Raw genomic sequence first — 19,403 nt, 5'->3', positions numbered from 1 at the left:
TCCCTGCGCTGACTGGTTTCATGGCCCGTCGCCCAAACTCCCGCCACTCACTTCGTTCGTTGTGGTCAAACAGTGGGCGACAGTCAGTGCACGAAGCGTGCTGCGCACGCGGGCCATGAAACCAGCCAGCTCCGGCGCCCCGTCCCTATTGGCGCTCCACAGCCTCCCCACCCGCGCCTTTGCGGCCACCACCGTACTGTGTTGGGGGGAAAAGATTGAAGTGACCGACGAAGCGTTCGTGCGCTCGCATGCTCAACGGGCACTTCAGTCTTTTCCCCCCAACAAGAGCSGGTGGTGCTKCGCGGCGGGTGTCGGGCTGGCCGGGGGGCGATTTCTGGGGCGACGGAGAAGATCGGCTTTGGGGATGGCGCGCGCCAGCGCGCTTCGTAGACAAACTCATCGGCACTGTTTGACCACAACGAACGAAGTGAGTGGAGGGAGTTTGCCGATGCATCCCCAAAGCCGATCTTCGCAGTGGAGTCGGTGCCCCCGGGGCACCGACCGCCCCGGCATGAGCCCCCCGGCCAGCCCGACACCCGCCGCGACACGCAGAAGCAACACATGAAACGCCAAACCCTCATCGCGGCCACCATCGGAGTCGCAGCACTGATCGCCTTCCCACTCGGCATCGAGAACCCGTACTACATCCACCTCGTCGAGACCATCATGATCTACGCGATCGTGCTGTTCGGCCTCGACATCGTCGTCGGCTACACCGGGCAGGTCTCGCTCGGCCATGCCGGCCTGTTCGGCATCGGCGCCTACACCGCCGGCGTGCTCGTGATGAAGCTCGCCGCCCCGCTGTGGATCACGCTGCCCGCCGCGATCGCCGTCACCGCGGTGTTCGGTGCACTGCTCGCACTGCCCGCACTGCGCGTCACCGGCCCCTACCTCGCGATGGTCACGCTCGCCTTCGGCACCATCGTGCAGATCCTCATCAACGAGATGAGCTTCCTCACCGAAGGCCCGATGGGCATCAAGCTCGAGAAGCCGATGCTGTTCGGCCTGCAGCTCGGCGAACGCGGTTACTACTGGGTGGTCGTCGCGATGCTGGTGGCGTCGCTCATCGTGGTCCATCGCATCCTGCGCTCGCACCTCGGCCGAGCGTTCGAGGCGCTGCGCGGCAGCCCGGTCGCGTCCGATTGCATGGGCGTCTCGGTGTACCGCTACAAGGTCTATGCCTTCGTGATCAGCGCGGGCCTGGCCGGCCTGGCGGGTTCCCTCTACGCCTACTCCGAGCAGTACATCTCGCCCAACACCTACAACTTCGAGCTGACGGTGATGTTCCTGCTGGCCATCATCATGGGCGGGCGCAAGACGCGCAGCGGCGCGCTGCTCGGCGCCGCCATCATCGTGATGCTGCCCAAGCTGCTCGACGACATCGAGCTGTTCCGCTGGGTCGCGGTGCTGATCGCGATCGGCGTGGTCGCCGGCTCCGCCTTCGCGCTGAAGAAGGGCAAGGCCACGCTGCGCTCGGTGGCCGTGCCGGTGCTCGGCAGCATCGCGCTCGCCGGCGTGTCCTTCGTGCTGACGACGATGACCGACTGGCGGCTGTCGATCTTCGGCGTCATCACGCTGTTCGTCGTGTACTTCCTGCAGGACGGCATCATCGGCTTCCTGCGCAATGCCCTCAACTGGCACAGCCGCGTCGAGGTGCCCGCCCTCGACGCCGCCAGCGCGCCGAAGGATGCCGTCTCGACCGCCGCCCAGCACAGCGCGCCGGAGCTGCTCGTCGCGCAGGGCGTGCTGATGCAGTTCGGCGGCCTGAAGGCGCTGAACAACGTCGACCTCAGCGTGCGGCGCGGCACCATCCACGGCCTGATCGGCCCCAACGGTTCGGGCAAGAGCACGATGATGAACGTGCTGACCGGCATCTACACCCCCACCGGCGGCACGCTCGCGTTCGCCGGCCGCTCGCTGGTCGGGCGCACCTCGGCCGACATCGCGCTGTCCGGCATCGCGCGCACCTTCCAGAACGTGCAGCTGTTCGGCGAGATGACGGCGCTGCAGAACGTGCAGGTCGGGCTGCACCACACCTTCCGCAGCCACCTCGTCGACGTCGCCGTGCACACGCCGCGCTACCGGCGCGAAGAACGCGCCGCAGCGCAACGTGCACTCGCGCTGCTGGAGTTCGTCGGCCTCGCGGACCTGGTGCACGAGGAGGCGCGCAACCTGCCGTACGGCAAGCAGCGGCTGCTCGAGATCGCGCGCGCGCTCGCGCTCGACCCGCAGCTGCTGCTGCTCGACGAACCCGCCGCCGGCCTGACCGCGCCCGACATCAAGGAGCTGATCTCGATCATCCGCAAGATCCGCGAACACGGCATCACGGTGATCCTGATCGAGCACCACATGGACGTCGTGATGAGCATCTGCGACACCGTGTCGGTGCTGGACTTCGGGCAGAAGATCGCCGAGGGCCTGCCCGCACAGGTGCAGGCGGACGAGAAAGTCATCGAGGCCTACCTCGGTGGCCAGGCGGCCTGAGGACCACGACATGCTGACCATCCAGAAGCTCGAAGCCGGCTACGGCAAGGTGCAGGTGCTGCACGGCATCTCGATCGAGGTGCCCAAGGGACAGGTCGTCACGCTGATCGGCTCGAACGGTGCCGGCAAGACGACGACGATGCGCGCCGTCTCCGGGATGATCAAGCCGAGCGCCGGCGAGATCAGCCTGAACGGCCAGCGCATCGACGGCCTGGAGTCGTACCACATCGCCAAGCGCGGCCTCGCGCATTCGCCCGAAGGCCGGCGCGTGTTCGCGACGATGACGGTGACCGACAACCTGACGCTCGGCGCCTTTCCGCGGTTGACCGGCAGCCGCCCGCGCGGCGACGTGAAGGCCGACCTGGAACGCGCGCTGGAACTCTTCCCGCGGCTGAAGGAGCGGCGCGAGCAGCTGGCCGGCACGCTGTCGGGCGGCGAGCAGCAGATGCTCGCGATGGCGCGAGCGGTGATGCTGAACCCCGAGATCGTGCTGCTCGACGAGCCGTCGATGGGACTCGCGCCGATCCTCGTCGAAGAGGTGTTCCGCATCATCGCGCGGCTCAAGAGCGAAGGCGTCACGATGCTGCTGGTCGAGCAGTTCGCGGCTGCGGCACTGAACGTCGCCGACTACGGCTACGTGCTGGAGAACGGCCGCATCTCGGTGCATGGCCCGGCCGAGCGGCTGAAGAACGATCCGGCGGTGAAGGCGGCGTACCTGGGCGGTGGGCACTGAGTCAGGTGCCGATGTCGCTGTTCACGGCACGCAACCACATGCGTTCGATCTGTTCGGTGTAGTTGATGGGGAGCAGGTCGACGTCGGGGTGTTCTCGTGCATAGACACGGAAGAGTTCGTCGGCGAATGCTTGTCCGATCTCCGCGACGCCCTCGAAATCCAGCATCACTCTCTTGAAGCGGTCGAACCGGGCGATCAGGCGCTTGGCCTGCGAACGAGAGATCAGTTGCTCGTCGCCGTACTGCGCGAGTTTCATCGGCACCACGGTCTTGTTGAAGCCGAAATCCTCGGGTGCGTCCATGTATTGCTCGAAGACACTTCGCGCCGTGCGAGTGCTGTCGAGGGCGATTCGCATGCGGATCGTGGTCCCGTCGGGAAAGACGCCAGGTTCCTCCAGCAGCCAATCATGCGGGGCCGCGTCATCGTGGCTGAAGTACAGGTTGTTGGCATCGATGGCGAAGCTGTCGAACATCCGGCTCGTGAAGAAGATGCCCTCGCCTGAGTGCTTGCTGGGATCGGTTGTCAACTTGCCTTTGGCCAACTCGAGACGCGCGAAATCTGATACCGCTCGCAATACAAGCGGCTCAAGTCGCGCGGGTGCTCCGTCACGTCGACCGTGACTTGGCGAATCAGATCGTCGAAGGCAATGAAGCGCGGCGCAGCCATGGCAGTGCCAAGTTGTTAACCTTGCCGATCATAGTTGTTAATCTCTCGAGTTCAGCCGTCGATGCTCAGCAGCAACTGCGTGGGCGTGTAGGTCGGCGTGACCTTGTAGCCGGTCACCGAGATCGTGCTGAACCTGCCGCGCAGGCTCGTGCCCTTGAGCACGCTCAGGGTGTCGCCCATGCTCGGGGCGAACCCGGGCTTGAAGGTCACCGTCAGCGTGCCGCCCGTCAATGTCACCGTGCCGCCGGCGCTGATGCGACCGGCGCCCGCATCGCCGACCTGCAGGGTCAGGTTGGCGCCGCCCAGCACCGAGAGCGCCCCGCCGATCGACAGCGTGGACGGTGCGCTGCAGACGAGCGTGCCGGCGCCGACGAAGACGTCGCCTGCCCCGAGGGCGGTGGCCGAACCGGCCACCAGCGAGCCGCCCGCGATCTCCGTGCCGCCCGAGTAGGTGTTGGTGCCGGCCAGCGTCAGGGAGCCCGTGCCGGCCTTGGTGAGCTTGCCGGCGCCGGAGATGTCGTTGCGCCATGCGTCCGCGGCACTGAAGCCGCCGAGCGATGCGTCCATGCCGACGGTCACGTCGCCGTTGAATGCGCCGTAGCCGTCCGCGGCGGCGAACAGGTTCAGGCGGCCCCAGCCCTCCTTGTCATCGAGCCCGGGGTGGCCCGACGGCAGCGCTGTGGTCTTCAACACCACGCGGCGCTGGCCCGCATCGAGATACGGCAGCCGTGTTTCCAGCAAAGCTTCGGCCCCCTTGGGAACCGTGGCCGCCTTGCCGGTGTCGCCGATCGGTGGGAGCCCGTAGGTGAGGCGACGCAGGTAGTTGGCCCGGCTGGCGGCGCGATCCGCGAAGCGATCGGTCGACGTGTCGGCCGAGTGTGCGAAGGCATTGAGCGCGTCGGCCGTCGTCACGCCCGCGGCGGCCATCAGCGTGCCTTGCGCCTGGGACCAGGCGGCCTGCTTCAGCGCGGCGTTGGCGGGGTCCACGATGTTCGCGGCCGCCGAAGCCTGGCCGAGAATGCGCCCCCCCATCACGTCGAGCGGCGAATGCATGCCGGCCAGGATGCGGTTCTCGCCGAGCTCCAGCCCGCGCGCCAGCAGCTCCTGGAAGCGCTGGGGAAACACGTAGGCCATGGCCATCGCATCGCGCGTGGCTTCTGCGGAGTGGCCGCTGATGTAGCCGCCGTCGGTGGCCGGCGTGGTGCTCTTCGCCGGCACCAGGGATGGGGCCACCACGACGCTCGTGCTCCAGCGCCACGGCCTCGCGTACTTGTAGAAGCGCTTGGCCGGCTCGGTGGAGGCATTGGTGCCGATGGCGCCGATGAAGTCGACGACGCTGCCGAAGCTGGCGTTGCCGCTGCCGCCCACGCCGATGTTGTTGCCGCCGTCGTTGTAGAGCACGCTGTTCGCGTCGGCCGCGATGCTCGAGATGGTGGTGGTCTGCTGGGCGGCGGTGCGCCATGCGTTCGTCAAGGGACCGAGGCCGTCGGTCACGCTGTAGCCCTTGCCGCGCCGGTCGTCGAGGTAGGCCGCCAGCTCCTGGGCGGCGGTGCGCCGGGACGTGAGGTCGACGACGTACTGGATGTTCGCCGCGTGCGTGCCGGTGCTGAGCACCGTGCCGTCGGTGGCGTCGGCCGGAAGGCCGCTCCAGTTCGACGCCACGACCGTAGGGAAGCTGCCGTTCGCGGCGGCGCTGGCCCCCGCATCGACGATCAGCGTGCTCGGCTTCCAGATGTCGAGGAAGCCCGCGACGGCGCGCACCCCGGCGTTCGTGTCCAGGGTTGCATAGCGGGCGTCGCCGCGCTGGTTCGTGTAGGCGAAGTCGACGAAGGGCGGCACCGCTTGTGCATCGGCCACGGGTGCGGTGTCGGCATGCCCCAGGCCTTGCGGTGCCGGCGGGGCGGAGACGGTTCCCCCGTCCGCAGGGCCACCGTCGCCACCGCCGCCGCACGCGGCCAGTGCGAAGAGGGAAGCGATCGATGCGGCGATCAGCTGGCGTCGGCGGGGGAGCGGGTGCTGCATGGGGAGGTCGTCCGTTGAAAACCGGCGGACTCTAGCGACGCCTGATGAAAGCTCGATGACGCTCCTCTCGCGGTTGTCAGTCTCTGCCTTGCACCAGCAGCCGCCGCAGCGTCGCCCACAGCGCGTCATCCCTGAACGGCTTCGCCATGTGGTCGTCCATGCCGGCGGCCAGGCTGCGCTCGCGGTCGCCGTCCATCGCGTTGGCGGTCAGCGCGACGATCGGCGTGCGCCGGCCATCGCCGGCTTCCTGCTCGTGCTCGCGCATGCGGCGCGCCGCCTCGAAGCCGTCCATCAGCGGCATCTGGCAGTCCATCAGCACCAGATCGGGCCGGCGCGCCTGGAACGCGGCCACCGCCTGCTCGCCGTCGCTCACCACCTGCACCGACAGCCCCAGGCCCTGCAGCGCCGCCTCGGCCACCAGCGCGTTCACCGGGTTGTCCTCGGCCAGCAGCACATGGCCGCTCAGCAGGCGGCCGCTGCGCTCGCCGGTCGCGACGGCGGGCTCGGCCGGCGCGTCTTCCGGCGCCGTCGGCAGCGCGAGCGTCAGGCGGAAGTTCGAACCCTCGCCCGGCACGCTGGTGCACACCAGGTCGCCATCCATCGCGCGCGCCAGTTCGCGCGCGATCGTCAGGCCCAGGCCGGTGCCGCCATAGCGGCGGCGGAACGAGTTGTCGCCCTGCTGGAACGCATCGAAGATGCGACCACGGTCGACCGCCGCGATGCCGACGCCGGTGTCGCGCACGTCGATGCGCACCCGCCCGCGCACCGGGTGGTGCTTCGCGATCACCGTGACCGAACCGGCCTCGGTGAACTTGATCGCATTGCCGAGCAGCTGCTGCAGCACCTGGCGCAGCCGTGCCGCATCGCCCACCACCAGCGCCGGGCGCGTCATCGACAGGCGCGCCTGCAGCAGCAGCCCGCGCTCGCTCGCCGCGGGGGACGACTGCGCGACCACGTCGTCGATCAGCTGCGCGAGGTCGAAGCGCTGTTGGGCGAGCGCGATCGTGCCGCCCTGCAGGTGCGAGAAATCCAGGATGTCGTTGATCTGCGCCAGCAGGTGCTCGCCGGCGCGCTCGATCACGTCCCATTGCGCGGCGGTCGGCACCTCGGGCTGGCGCCGCAGCAATCGCGCAAGCCCGAGGATGCCGTGCAGCGGCGTGCGCATCTCGTGGCTCATCGTCGCGAGGAACTGGCTCTTCACGCTGCTCTGCCGCTGCGCCAGCGCGAGCGCCTCGGCGCGCTCCTCGGCGATGCGGTCGGTGGTGTAGCGCAGCCGCAGCAGCTCGCGGATGCGCAGCTCGGCGCGGCGCGCCTCCCACAGCATCAGGCCGAGGAAGAGCAGCACGCCGATCGCGATGAACATCCCGGCCCGGGAATCCTGCAGCACCTGCACCACCACCACCGGCAACAGCAGCGGCACCAGGAAGGCCGTGCACGCCGACGACGCGGCCTGCAGCACGAACAGCGCCACGGCCGACACGCCGACCAGCGAGGCCACCATCAGCGCGACGATGTCGGGGTGGTGCGGCGGGCTCAGCCACGCCACCGCCAGGCTCCAGACGAAGCCGTCGACCGCCAGCACCGCGAGCAGCCGGCCGCGCCATGGCCGGCTCGCCGGCTCGGCCTGCGCGAAGAAGCGCTGGCGCAGCAGCAGCCGCACGCCGGAGACGGTGCAGCGCATCGCGAACCAGACCGCCAGCTGCAGCGGCGTGTCGTAGGGGAGCAGGCCCCAGCACACCAGCAGCGCGAAGGGCACGCCGGTCATCGTGGCGGTGTGCGAGCGTTGGTAGAGCAGTGCCGTCTGCTCGTCGGCCATGCGGCGCGCCAGGTCGGCGCCGAGGTGCGGCGAGGAGGTGGAGGATTCCGCCGGAACTGCGGGCATGGACGTCCTTGGCGGCAACGATCGGCCGGATGCCGCATTATCGACAGCCTGTCGTCCCCGAGAGCACGCATGTCTGCCTCCCTCACTGCTCTGAAACCCGCACCCGTTCGCGGCGGTTTGCTGGCTGCCGCGCTGCTGGCGGGTGCCCACTTGGCGGCCGCGCAAGCACCCGTCGCGCAAGCGCCTGCCGCGCCCGAAAAACAGACGGTCTACCTGATCGATCCGGCGCACACCCACATCCAGTGGGAGGTGCGCCACTTCGGCACCTCGACCAGCCGCGGCCGCTTCGACGACATCGCCGGCCACGTCACGCTCGATCGTGCGGCGCAACAAGGCGAAGCGTCGATCACGATCGGCACCGCGTCGATCAACAGCGGCGTGGCACCGCTCGACACCATCCTGCGCAGCCACAGCTTCCTCGACGTGAAGAACCACCCGCAGGCCTACTTCGTCGCCAGCCGGTTCCGCTTCGCCGACGGCAAGCCGGTGGAGCTGCGTGGCGAACTGACGCTGCACGGCGCCTCGCAGCCGCTGAGCCTGCGCGCGGTGAGCTTCAACTGCTATGAGCACCCGGTGCTCAAGCGCGAGGTCTGCGGTGGCGACTTCGAGGCGGAGTTCTCGCGCAGCGGCTTCGGCATCACCTACGGGCTGCCGGTCGTCGGCGACACGGTGAAGCTGCAGATCGGCATCGAGGCCATCCGGCAATGACGACACCGCTGCCTGCCGGCGTGGCGGTGCTGGAGCGCGGCTGGCTGTCGTCGAACAACGTGCTGCTGCACGGCCTGCATGGCGAGGGCGCGCTGCTGGTCGACAGCGGCCATTGCCTGCATGCACCGCAGACGCTGGCGCTGGTGCGGCAGGCGCTGGCCGGCGCGCCGCTCGCGCGCATCGTCAACACGCACCTGCACTCCGACCATTGCGGCGGCAACGCGACGCTGCAGCGCGCGCTGGGCGCTGCCGTCACGGTGCCGATCGCCAGCTGGCACACGGTGCAGGCCTGGGACGAAGATGCGCTGTCGTACCGCGCGACCGGCCAGCTGTGCGAGCGCTTCACGGCGCAGTCGTCGCTGGCGCCGGGCGAGGTGCTGCAGGCCGGCGGCCGGGCGTGGCAGGCGCTGGCGGCGCCGGGCCACGATCCCAAGTCATTGATGTTGTTCGAGCCTCAAGAGGGTGTGCTGCTGTCGGCCGATGCGCTGTGGGAGAACGGCTTCGGCGTGGTGTTCCCGGAGCTCGACGGTGTCGATGCGTTCGACGAGGTCGAAGAGGTACTCGACGTGGTCGAGCGGCTGCCGGTGCGGATCGTGGTGCCCGGCCACGGGGCGCCCTTCGACGACGTGTCCGGCGCGTTGTCGCGCGCCCGCTCGCGGCTCGCCGGCTTCCGCGCCGATCCGCTGCGCCATGCGCGCCATGGCGCGAAGGTGCTGCTGAAGTACCACCTGATGGAGCAGCGCTCGCAGGACTGGCCGGCGTTGCTGGCGTGGGCCGAGGCGACGCGGCTGTTCGCCGGCATCGCGCGGCAGCTGGGCTGGGCCGATGCGTCGACCGGTTGTCGCCAGCTCGTGGCCGAGCTGGCGGGGCAGGGTGCGTTGCGCGTTGACGGCGCGGGCGTGCATGACGCCTGAGACGGGCCATCGCTTTTCGAGAACCCGCTATCTGAGAAATTTGACCCGGACATCTTTCACCTGACGCTCGTCGGGCTGGATCGCGAGACTGCGCGCTCGCAATCGCAACCCGCTTGATCAGGGAGAAGAAGATGACGATGAATCGGCATGCGTGGCTCGACGCATGGGGCTGGGCAGTGGCCGCAGCCACGACGCTATTGACTTGCTTGCATGTGCGCTGTTGTAATCATTCGCAACCGATGGGCAAGTGCTATTGCAAGTGGATGCTCAACCCATCGGATCTTTATATTGGATGGCGCTTCAGCAGTCTGGCCGCATACAAGTCAAAGGCCCGCGCAGTCGAGCCCATTGAGGGAGGAAACCAATGAAGTTCCACAGGAACGATGGCGGCGCCATGCGCCGCGCACTGCAACGAGCAGCGTCTGGCGCATACGCCATTGCAGCGATCTACCTGGCAAGCTGGCTCGCGGCTCCCGTGGCCGTGGCCGGGTGTGTGAACACGCGATGCGCTTACCCCACCGTTGCCATCAGCCAGCCGGCGAACAACCTCACCTTGCGGACGACCGGCACGGTCAACGTCACGGTGACAGGGCGAGCCACAGGCGATGTAGTGACGACCACCGGCGGGCCTTACACATTCCCCATTCGGAATGTGGGCGTCTATCTGGACGGAACGCTGCTAGGCAATGCCACGATCACGGCCAACGGGCAGGATCCGGACCTGGAGCGTCCGTATTCAGACTACACCTACACCTTCACCGGTGTGTCTCCCGGTACGCACGCGCTGGGGGTGAAGGCGACGGACGATGCCAGGACAGGAGTGACCTCCAGCGCATTGGTGACGGTGACGGTCAATGTGGTCGCAATGCAGGCGCCCAACGTCAGCATCACCGCACCGGCCAACGGCACGGTCTCGACCATCCCGGGCAGCTTCGGGTTCACGTCGTCCGCGTCCGATCCAGACGGCACCGTGAGCTCGGTTCAGTACTTCGCGAACGGTGCTCCGATCAGCAACGCGATTGCCGCATCGCCGTATGCGTTCAGCTGGAGCGGCATGTCCGCCGGAAGCTACAGCATCGTCGCTCGCGCGACCGACAACGAAGGGCTTTCGAGAGACTCCACGGCGGTTGCCGTCGTAGCCAATGACCGTCCGACCATCGCATTGAGTACGGCAAACGCCAATGGCGTTGCGCCCGGCAGCATCACGCTGCAAGCGAGCGCCGCTGACGGTGTTGGAGGTGTCAGCAATGTCACCTATTACGCCAATGGCAGCGCGATCTCCGGGGCGCTCGGTGTGGCGCCCTACACCCTCAACTGGACCAATGTCGGCAGAGGAACCTACAGCATCGTTGCGCGTGCGACGGATGCCTACGGCTCCACAACAGACGCCAGTGCATTCAGCTGGGTGGTGAATCAGGCTCCGAGCGTGGCGCTGACAACGCCTGCGAGTGGCACCGTGTCGACAGCGCCGAGCAACTTCAACCTGACCGCAACGGCGTCGGACGCCGACGGAAGCATTGCCTCGGTTCAATACTTCGCCAACGGAACGGCGATCAGCGGCGCGCTCACTGCGCCGCCTTACGCTTTCACCTGGAGCGGCATGGGGCCGGGAAGCTACGGCATCGTGGCGCGTGCCACCGACAACGGCGGCCTTTCCCAGAACTCGGCTTCCGCCACCGTCATCGCGAACGATCGCCCGACAGTTTCGCTGAGCACCACCGACGCGAACGGCCTGGCGCCGGGCAGCATTGCGTTGCAAGCCACCGCGGGCGACAACGTCGGTGGAGTGAGCAACGTCACCTACTTGGCGAACGGCACGGCGATCTCCTCGGCGCTGACGGCGCCGCCCTTTGCTTTCAACTGGTCCGGCGTCGGTCGCGGAAGCTACAGCATCGTGGCGCGTGTGACGGACGCCTATGGGGCCTTCACGGATTCCACGGCCTTCAGCTGGGTGGTGAACCAGCCTCCCACTGTCTCGCTGACCTCGCCGGCGAGCGGGGCGGTCATCACGAACGGCTTGCCGGCAACGGTCAATCTCGTGGCTCAGGCCAGCGATGTCGATGGAAGCATTGCCAAAGTCGAGTTCCGCGTCGACGGTGCGCTCGCAGGCTCGGCGACAAGTGCGCCATTCAGCTTGACATGGAGCACCAATGCCACCGGTGCGCACAGCGTGCAGGCGCGTGCCTTCGACAACGGCGGCGCGACCCTCGACTCGCCGGCGGTGAGCTTCATCGTCGACGCACCTCCCGTCGTCGCGATGGCGGCGCCAATGAGCGGCGCCACGTATCAGCCCGGTTGGGATATTCCACTCAGCGCCACCGCGAGCGATACCGACGGAAGCATCTCCAAGTTGGAGTTGCTGGATGGCGCCAGCGTGATTGCAACGCTGACATCGGGGCCGCCGTACAACTTCCTCTGGCACAACGTGGCGGCGGGAACGCACGCCGTCACTGCTCGCGCGACCGACAACCAGGGTGCAGTCAAGACGTCGGCTGCCATCAACATCAATGTTGCCTTCGTCGCGCCGTTGCCATCCAACGGCACGGGCTTGCCCGGCACCACGGCGGGCGCGTTGACCGTGAATGCCATCGGTGTTGCGCAATACAACATTCCGATTGCCGTTCCGCCCGGCACGGCGGGGATGGTGCCCGCAGTCTCATTGCAATACGACAGTGCCGGTGGCAATGGCGCGATCGGCGTCGGCTGGTCTCTGTCGGGCCTCGGTGCGATCATCCGCTGCCCACGCACCCAGGCGCAGGACGGCGTGCGCGCCGGTGTGTTGCTCACGCTCGACGATCGATTCTGCATGGACGGTCAGCGACTCAATCTCCTGGGCGGCGGCGCCTATGGTGCTCCGTCCAGCGAGTACCGCACGGAAGTGGACAGCTTCGTCAAGGTTGTCGCAGTGGGAACCAGCGGGAACGGGCCGGCCTCATTCAAGACATGGCGGCGCGATGGCACCGTGATGGAGTACGGCGCCACCGCCGACGCGCGAATGATCCTTGCAGGCCATGCGACGCCGCTGCAATGGGCGCTGAACAAGGTGACCGACGCGAGAGGCAACTACTACACGGTGACTTACACCTTTGACGCCGCGACCGGGCAGCTCTATCCGAGCCGCATCGACTACACCGGCAATGCGACTGCCGGCACGCCGATCACACCGTACAACTCGGTTCGTTTCGAATACGACTTCTCTCGACCCGATGCGGAGCTGCGGTACGTGCTGGGCGCCAAGGTCATCGGTGCGGCACGGTTGACGCACGTCAAGACCTACGCGGAATCGGCGCTGGTCAAGGACTATCAACTCACCTATTCCATCGGCACGGCGACCGGGCGTTCGCGCATCAGGGACGTCACCGAATGCGCGGGCAACGGGGTGTGCCTGCCCTCGACGACGTTCACGTGGAACGACTCGCTGGCGGGGTTCGTCGGAAGTACCGTTGACCTGCCCAGTGATGGGCAGCAATGGGGAGGCTTGCTCACCGGCGACATGAAAAGGGACTACTGGGTGGATGTCACCGGAGACGGCCGCCCGGATCATTGCGTCCTGACCGCCAACGTCCCGCAGTCGACCGAAGACCCGACAATCTTCGACATCTTGTGTGCATTGACGCAGCCAGGAGGTGCCGCCCCGCTGGCGCTCAAGGTGGGGTCGCTGCTCGGTGCAGAAGTGTTCTTTGTCGACGTCAACGGTGACGGAGTGCAGGACATCTGCGGGCAGAGCCTCTGCTTCGCGATGAAAGCGGATGGCGTCTTGGCGACGATGCAGGTGCCCTCGTGGGCCACGCGCGTGGGAAGCCGGAACCAGTACAGCGATGTCAATGGTGACGGCCTCGCTGATCACTGCGCGATCACTTACGGATTCCAGACGCCGTATTGGGCGCAATGCAGCCTGTCCACCGGAACGGGATTTGCATCGGCGGTCGTTCTGGGGGACATGCCCAGCTCGCTCAAGTCGGTCGACTGGGTCGACATCACGGGCGACGGCATCCTGTCGCTGTGCTACGTGGATTTGACGGGTGCTCATTGCCGCCAATGGGGGCCATCGGGATTTGCCGCTGAGAAGGCCACGGGAGCTGTGCCGATTGGGGACGCCATAGGCAAGGGTCTGGCGTGGGTCGATGTCAACGGCGATGGCCTGGCTGACTTCTGCCGAGTGGTGAGCGCGACCGACAATGTGGACGACACCCCCGGATCCCTGCTGTGCACGTTGTCCACCGGTGTCGGCTTCGGCGACACCGTCGCGGTGACGAATCTCCAGGTCGGCTACGCGAGATCTGCCGCCATTGACACTTCGCGCATGTGGCCCGATGTCAACGGTGATGGGAAGGCCGATTTCTGCCGCGTGCGCGGGTGGGTCACCGGCACGCCGAGCGCCAACGCGTACCTGGAATGCACGTTGTCGACCGGATCGGGGTTCGGAGCAACCTTCCAGGCGCCCGTCGGTGCTTGGGACAGGCATGGATCCGTCGTGGATGCGACGGGCGACGGCAACGCAGATCTCTGCTATCGCACCGACACCGGATCTGCGAGCACGCCTCACTGCATCTCGGGCTCCTCCAAGTATCCGGACAAGCTGGCCGGCGTCGTCAACGGTCTGGGAGCCTCGGCTTCCGTCGAGTACAGGCCCATCTCGGATCCCAGCATCTATACCAAGGGCAGTGGTGCGACTTTTCCCGTGCTCGACATCCAGGACAACACGCCTGCGGTGCAACGGGTGCTGACCAGCGATGGCGTAGGCGGCATGCACGAGGAACACTATGCCTACGAAGGATCGCGAGTCGACCTGTCCGGGCGTGGCTTCCTGGGCTACGCGGCCGCCACCGTAACTTCGCCGGCCGGGCTCAGAACACGCAGCACCCGGTATCAGGCGTTTCCGTTGACGGGCCTGCAGCAGGGCGTGAAGTTCATCGGTGAGAGCGGTACGGTGCTGAGCGAGACCGCCTACACCTATGACACCAATCTTCAAGGACCGGTGGCCAAGGTTCAGTCCGCCACCACGATCGAGAAGACGAACGATCTCAACGGCGCCTTCAAGAACTGGGTTGAGACGACAGCCAGTGCGTACGACCCGACTTGCGGCAACGCGCAGCAGGTGACGACCGTCTACAAGACATCGAGCGGCGCACCGGATGGCTTCAGCAACACGATGTCGGTCGGCTACCAGAACGACATCGGCAACTGGATCCTGTGCCAGCCAGTCACTGTGAGCGTTTCGGCCACGGCTCCCAACGCGCCCGGCAGTACCAGGACCACCGCGAACAGTTACTACGCGAACGGGCTTCTTCGGCAGCGCATCGTCGAGCCGAACAACGGCGGGGGCGCGCAGGCCAACCTGCGACTGGCGACCGATTTCACCTACGACGACTACGGCAATCTCAAGACTCGCAGTGTCAGTGGCGCCCAGATCGCGACCCGCACCGAGGTCACGCTGGCCTACGACCTACGCGGGCGCTTGCCGCTCACTGTGGACAACGCGTTGGGTCACCGGGAGACCAGGACGTTCGATTGGCAACTCGGAACCATGCTGACGCTGGAAAGCCCGAACCTGCTGCAGACCACTTTGACCTACGATCCCTTCGGGCGCTTGCTGACCGCAACGCGTGCCGACGGCACGCGCGAGACGCTGACCTATCAACCCTGCGCGGGCTGCGCGGGAACGTCCGCTTTCGTGGTGAAGCGCACCGAGGCCGTGGTCGCGAGCGGCGCGGTGGTGACGCCGCCTTCGAGGATCTACTACGACACGCTGAGTCGACCGGTGCTCCGTGTCGAGTCGGGGTTCGATGGCCAGGAGATCTACCGCGAGACGCTGTTCGACAACCTCGGGCGTGTGGCCTACGAGGCGGCGAACTATCGCATCGGCGACCCCCTCATCCGCTGGACCCAATACAGCCATGACTTGCTGGGGCGCGTCGTGCTGGCCCAGTTGCCCGATGAAACGACCGTCACGTACGGCTACGACGGTCGCAGCCGCACCACGACCAATGTCAGGGGTGTGGTGACCCGGGAGACCGTCGACAGCCAAGGCCGGCTTTCCACTGTCGTCAATGCCGAAGGATCGGTGGATGCAAGCGCCGTGGTGTATGCCTACGACGCCTGGGGCAACCTCGCGAAGAGCACCGATGCCAAGGGCAACGAGATCGTCACCGAGTACGACTTGCGTGGCAGGAAGATCGCGCTGAACGATCCGGACCTGGGGCGCTGGGCCTATGTGGTGGACAACCTGGGCCAGGTCACCCACCTCACCGATGCCAAGGGGCAGGGAACCGACTACGTCTACGACCGGCTCGGCCGCATGACGGAGCGCCGCGAGCCGGACTTGACAAGCCGTTGGTTCTTCGAAACCACGCAGGCAGGGTTGGACTGCAACAAGGCAAAGGGAAAACTCTGCGAGGCGACGTCGGACAACGGCTATTGGCGGCGCAATGCCTATGACAACCTGGGGCGCCTGACGACCCAGACCCATCATGTCGACGCCGACTATATGGTGCGATGGAGCTACGACGAGGCGGGTCGGCCGCAAGGCCTGACCTACCCGTTGAGCACCGGCGCATTGCCGCTCAGCCTGCAGTACAACTACACGCCGCTGGGCTTCCTAGCCAGCGTCTCGAGCGGCGCCACCATTTACTGGACGCGCAATGCCGCCAATGCGGACGGCAATGTCGTCAGCGAGAGCTACGGCAACGGCCTGTCGAGCGCTCGAAGCCATGAACCGCTGACCGGTCGACTGAGTACCGTCCAGTCGGGCACCGCGAGCAATCCGGCGGGTACCCAGAATCAAGCCTACAACTATGACAACCTCGGCCGTCTGCAGCGGCGGCGGGATCTGGTCACGGGCACGGACGAGGTGTTCGGCTACGACAACCTCAACCGCTTGACCACGGAGCAGTTGGTGGCAGCAGGCGCTCCGATGGGCGGGGAGGTCAAGTCGGTGACCTACGACTCGATCGGGAATGTGACGAGCAAGCAGGGTGTCGGTTCGTATTCATACAACGCCAGCGGAGCGGGTAGCGTGCGGCCACATGCCGTCGCCGGTGTCACGGGCACGGTCAACGGCATGGCGACTCCCAGCTTCGGCTACGACGCCAACGGCAACATGCTGGCGGGGGCAGGGCGCAGCATCGCCTGGACCAGCTTCAACATGCCCTTGACGCTTGCCAACGGCTCCGGCGTCAGCAGCTTCCTGTATGGCAGTGAACACCAGCGCGTGCAGCAGACTTGGACCGAAGGTGGAAGYACGCTGAGGACGGTCTACCTCGACTCGCCGCAATTCGAGAAGGAAGTGAGCAGCCAGAGCGGCCTCACCGAATACAAGCACTACGTGAACGTGGATGGCCGGACCGTCGCGATACACACGCGGCGAAGCAACGGCAGCGAGGATGTGAAGTACCTTCTGGTTGATCACCTGGGTTCGATCAGCGTGGTCACCGATGTGACTGGGATGCCGACGGAGCGGCTCGCGTACGACCCATGGGGTGATCGTCGCACGGCCAGCGGCTCGACTGTGGGCGCAGCCGACCCGCTCAATGCAATCCAGCCCGTGAGCACGGACCGGGGCTACACGGGGCATGAGCACCTGGACCGCGGCAGCATCGGCCTCGTGCACATGAATGGCCGGGTGTACGACCCGGTGCTGGTGCGCTTCATCAGTGCCGACCCGTTCGTCTCGCATCCAGGGCACAGCCAGAGCTACAACCGCTACAGCTATGTGGGCAACGATCCGCTGAACTTCATCGATCCGAGCGGATATGAGGACGAGCCGGCCCGACTACCTCGGGTAGCGGTCAAAGGGAACAAGCCGTCATGTGCCGATAATCCGTCCTGCGTCAATGCATTCAAGGAATTGGCGGCGATGGGTCTGATCGCACTTCGTAACTTTGCGGTCAGTCCCCAGGGACGAGCGTTGCTCAATGGGTCCCGGATCCTTGTGGGACTGACCCCACAAGGTCGGCTTGTTCTTCTCGCAATCACCGCAGGCTACGCCATCTACGAGAATCGAGAGGCGTTGGCGGAGATGATGAGCAACGTCGTCGGAGGCTCGGGGGCGTCGGGGGATAAACTGCCGAAAGCGGACGAGGCGGCAGATGCTGCGCCTTCTTCGCCAACGGGGGCAAACAGCACAAGTCCGCAGACTCCGCCGCCAGACGACGAAGGGAACCGCCGAAACGAAACCGACCACAGCAAGCAGCGTGCGGACGAGGCTAAGACGGATGCCAATCGTAACGTTGGCGATAGGAATGCAGTAATTCGCGATGGCAAGCAATACACAGATGACTTGTCAGGCAATAAGGTCTATGTTTCTGGTGATCGAGTCGTCATTACCGATCAAGAGGGGAACTACATTACTCAATTCAAGAACAGCCGAGCAAATACGAATGCGCGCGTTGAGTCTGGCCGCTGGATACCGGTTCCCCCACCAGGATTTTGATATGAATATTCTTTACGCTGAACTGAGAGTTTGGAAGCGTTTGGATGCAGCGAGGGCGGTTCTCTACCGGTGCTTTGAGGACACTACAACTAGGCGGTTCGCGGTGCAGAGTGCCGATTTTTTCAAACTACCAATTGACGCGAGCCAGATTCAAAGATCAGAGATGCAATTTGCTGAACTGTTCATGGAAATAGCGCCCGATGAGCGATGCAAGTGGTTTAACTCTGTTGAGGAGGCTATCGCCGCGCACGACAGCGAGTTTTCCTAGGAAAACTCTAAAACGCTTGGCCGAGTCTTGTGCAGGTGTCAAGAATGATCGCGATGAGGCCGCTGGGGTAGAGTGACTCCAGTGGTCAAGCTGGGACAAGCCATGAGCGAGATCAAGTACCCAGAGATGCGTGAGGAGCTTGTGAATCATCTTCGCGCTCTCTCCGACGCTGAATATCAGCAACGGGTGTGGGTCGCAAAGGGCAAGGAAGGAACGATCGAGCACGACGAGTTCGACTATGCGGTTCACTTCCTGTACGACGATACGCAACTGGCCGAAGATCCTCGGGCCATGATGGGCTGGATTCTCCGCAACGACTCGGAAGCCGTACTCATTGAGAGGCTGGTGAAGATCATTGAGAGCATCCTTCAAAAGCACGGCACTGCGCTGTCCGATGCGCAATACATTGTGCTCCCGGAATGGGGCGGCGTTGTCGATGTGGCGAAGGAGGCTCTCTCGATCATCGGCGCGCGGGGGCAGGAGCGCAGCCGATGAATCCCGCCTCGCGATTCAGGATTGAACTTTGCACAGTGATAGTCCCGCTGGCTCAAGGTGACGAGGTGCGGGCAATGGTCCTGATGCGGCATTCCGTCGTCGACATCGGAAAGGTTGTAGGCGTCGATGTGAAACCCTACGCCAAGCCCGCAGGTTCACACGTCATTCGGGTCGAGGTCGATTGCGTTGACCATCCTCAAAGCATCGTCGAGAACCTCGTCCAGGTCGTCGGGGGGCCCGGGTGGATCCTGTCGGGATCGGGCGACGAGATCGACGCCATCTGGTCGCCGCACGAGGGGGCTCTGCCCCGGTCAGCCTGTTCGTCACGTGGATGCAGATTCAGACGATGCCCCAGAGGGCTCTGCCAGTCTCGCGCTACGGACTGCACAAGCCGTAGCCTGACCGCGGGCACCGATCCTGCAGCCCTTGCCGCATGACCCCCGAACGCCGGGGATGACCGCCGTGTCCTGACGGAACACGTCCCGAACGGGCGTGACCGGCTGACACGAAGCGCCACATTTGCAAGCAAGCGAGACGCGTCATGCCGTTTGTAAACGCCCTGCGCCACGGCCACCGCGGCCGACACCTGGCCGCCACCTTCCTCAGCGTTGCGCTGCTGGCCGCCTGCGGCGGCAAGGACGGCGAGGACGCCAGTGCGCCGCCCCCGGTGTCGGATGCACCGACGCCAGCGCCTGCGCCGGCCCCTTCTCCGGCACCCGCCCCGGCACCGGCGCCTTCCCCCGCGCCCGCACCGACCCCGTCTCCCGCGCCGGCCCCGTCGCCGTCGCCCGCACCGGCCC

The 19,403-nt window shown here is 65.9% G+C and carries 9 protein-coding genes and 1 pseudogene; 7 read left to right on the top strand and 3 right to left on the bottom strand.

Going from position 1 to position 19,403, the window contains the following annotated elements; all coding sequences use genetic code 11:
* The first annotated feature begins 561 nt into the window (after positions 1-561).
* Positions 562-2,484, top strand: a complete 1,923-nt coding sequence (locus AC1DXV_RS18590; protein ID WP_477867516.1) for a branched-chain amino acid ABC transporter ATP-binding protein/permease — start codon at positions 562-564, stop codon at positions 2,482-2,484.
* Positions 2,485-2,494: 10 nt separating this feature from the next.
* Positions 2,495-3,217, top strand: coding sequence for an ABC transporter ATP-binding protein (locus AC1DXV_RS18585; RefSeq protein WP_477867518.1), 723 nt, complete (start codon positions 2,495-2,497; stop codon positions 3,215-3,217).
* A 1-nt stretch (position 3,218) separates the two neighbouring features.
* Here AC1DXV_RS18585 and AC1DXV_RS18580 read toward each other — a convergent pair whose 3' ends face one another.
* The 3 genes from AC1DXV_RS18580 to AC1DXV_RS18570 form a co-directional block, all read right to left on the bottom strand.
* On the bottom strand, positions 3,219-3,758 hold the full coding sequence (locus AC1DXV_RS18580; protein ID WP_477867520.1) for an STAS-like domain-containing protein: 540 nt from the start codon (positions 3,756-3,758) through the stop codon (positions 3,219-3,221).
* A 176-nt stretch (positions 3,759-3,934) separates the two neighbouring features.
* A complete protein-coding gene (locus tag AC1DXV_RS18575; protein ID WP_477934899.1) occupies positions 3,935-5,905 on the bottom strand; it encodes an acid phosphatase in 1,971 nt (656 codons plus the stop codon).
* Positions 5,906-5,981: 76 nt separating this feature from the next.
* Positions 5,982-7,787 carry an ATP-binding protein gene (locus tag AC1DXV_RS18570; protein ID WP_477934897.1) on the bottom strand — a complete coding sequence of 602 codons (1,806 nt, stop codon included), beginning with the start codon at positions 7,785-7,787 and terminating at the stop codon, positions 5,982-5,984.
* 69 nt (positions 7,788-7,856) lie between these two features.
* Between AC1DXV_RS18570 and AC1DXV_RS18565 the strand changes: the two genes are divergently transcribed.
* The 5 genes and pseudogenes from AC1DXV_RS18565 to AC1DXV_RS18545 all read left to right on the top strand — a co-directional run.
* Positions 7,857-8,495, top strand: coding sequence for a YceI family protein (locus AC1DXV_RS18565; protein ID WP_477865574.1), 639 nt, complete (start codon positions 7,857-7,859; stop codon positions 8,493-8,495).
* Positions 8,492-9,409, top strand: a complete 918-nt coding sequence (locus AC1DXV_RS18560; RefSeq protein ID WP_477934895.1) for an MBL fold metallo-hydrolase — start codon at positions 8,492-8,494, stop codon at positions 9,407-9,409. The genes AC1DXV_RS18565 and AC1DXV_RS18560 overlap by 4 nt, the downstream gene beginning before the upstream one ends.
* A gap of 364 nt (positions 9,410-9,773) precedes the next feature.
* A complete protein-coding gene (locus AC1DXV_RS18555; protein WP_477934893.1) occupies positions 9,774-17,840 on the top strand; it encodes an Ig-like domain-containing protein in 8,067 nt (2,688 codons plus the stop codon).
* 370 nt (positions 17,841-18,210) lie between these two features.
* Positions 18,211-18,603, top strand: coding sequence for an SCO4402 family protein (locus AC1DXV_RS18550; RefSeq protein WP_477865571.1), 393 nt, complete (start codon positions 18,211-18,213; stop codon positions 18,601-18,603).
* A 541-nt stretch (positions 18,604-19,144) separates the two neighbouring features.
* Positions 19,145-19,403 (top strand): annotated as a pseudogene (locus AC1DXV_RS18545) (hypothetical protein); the annotation flags it as partial.

This window comes from Rhizobacter sp. P3_C12 (assembly GCF_056402735.1).
This window is presented reverse-complemented; position numbering and strand designations above follow the sequence as displayed.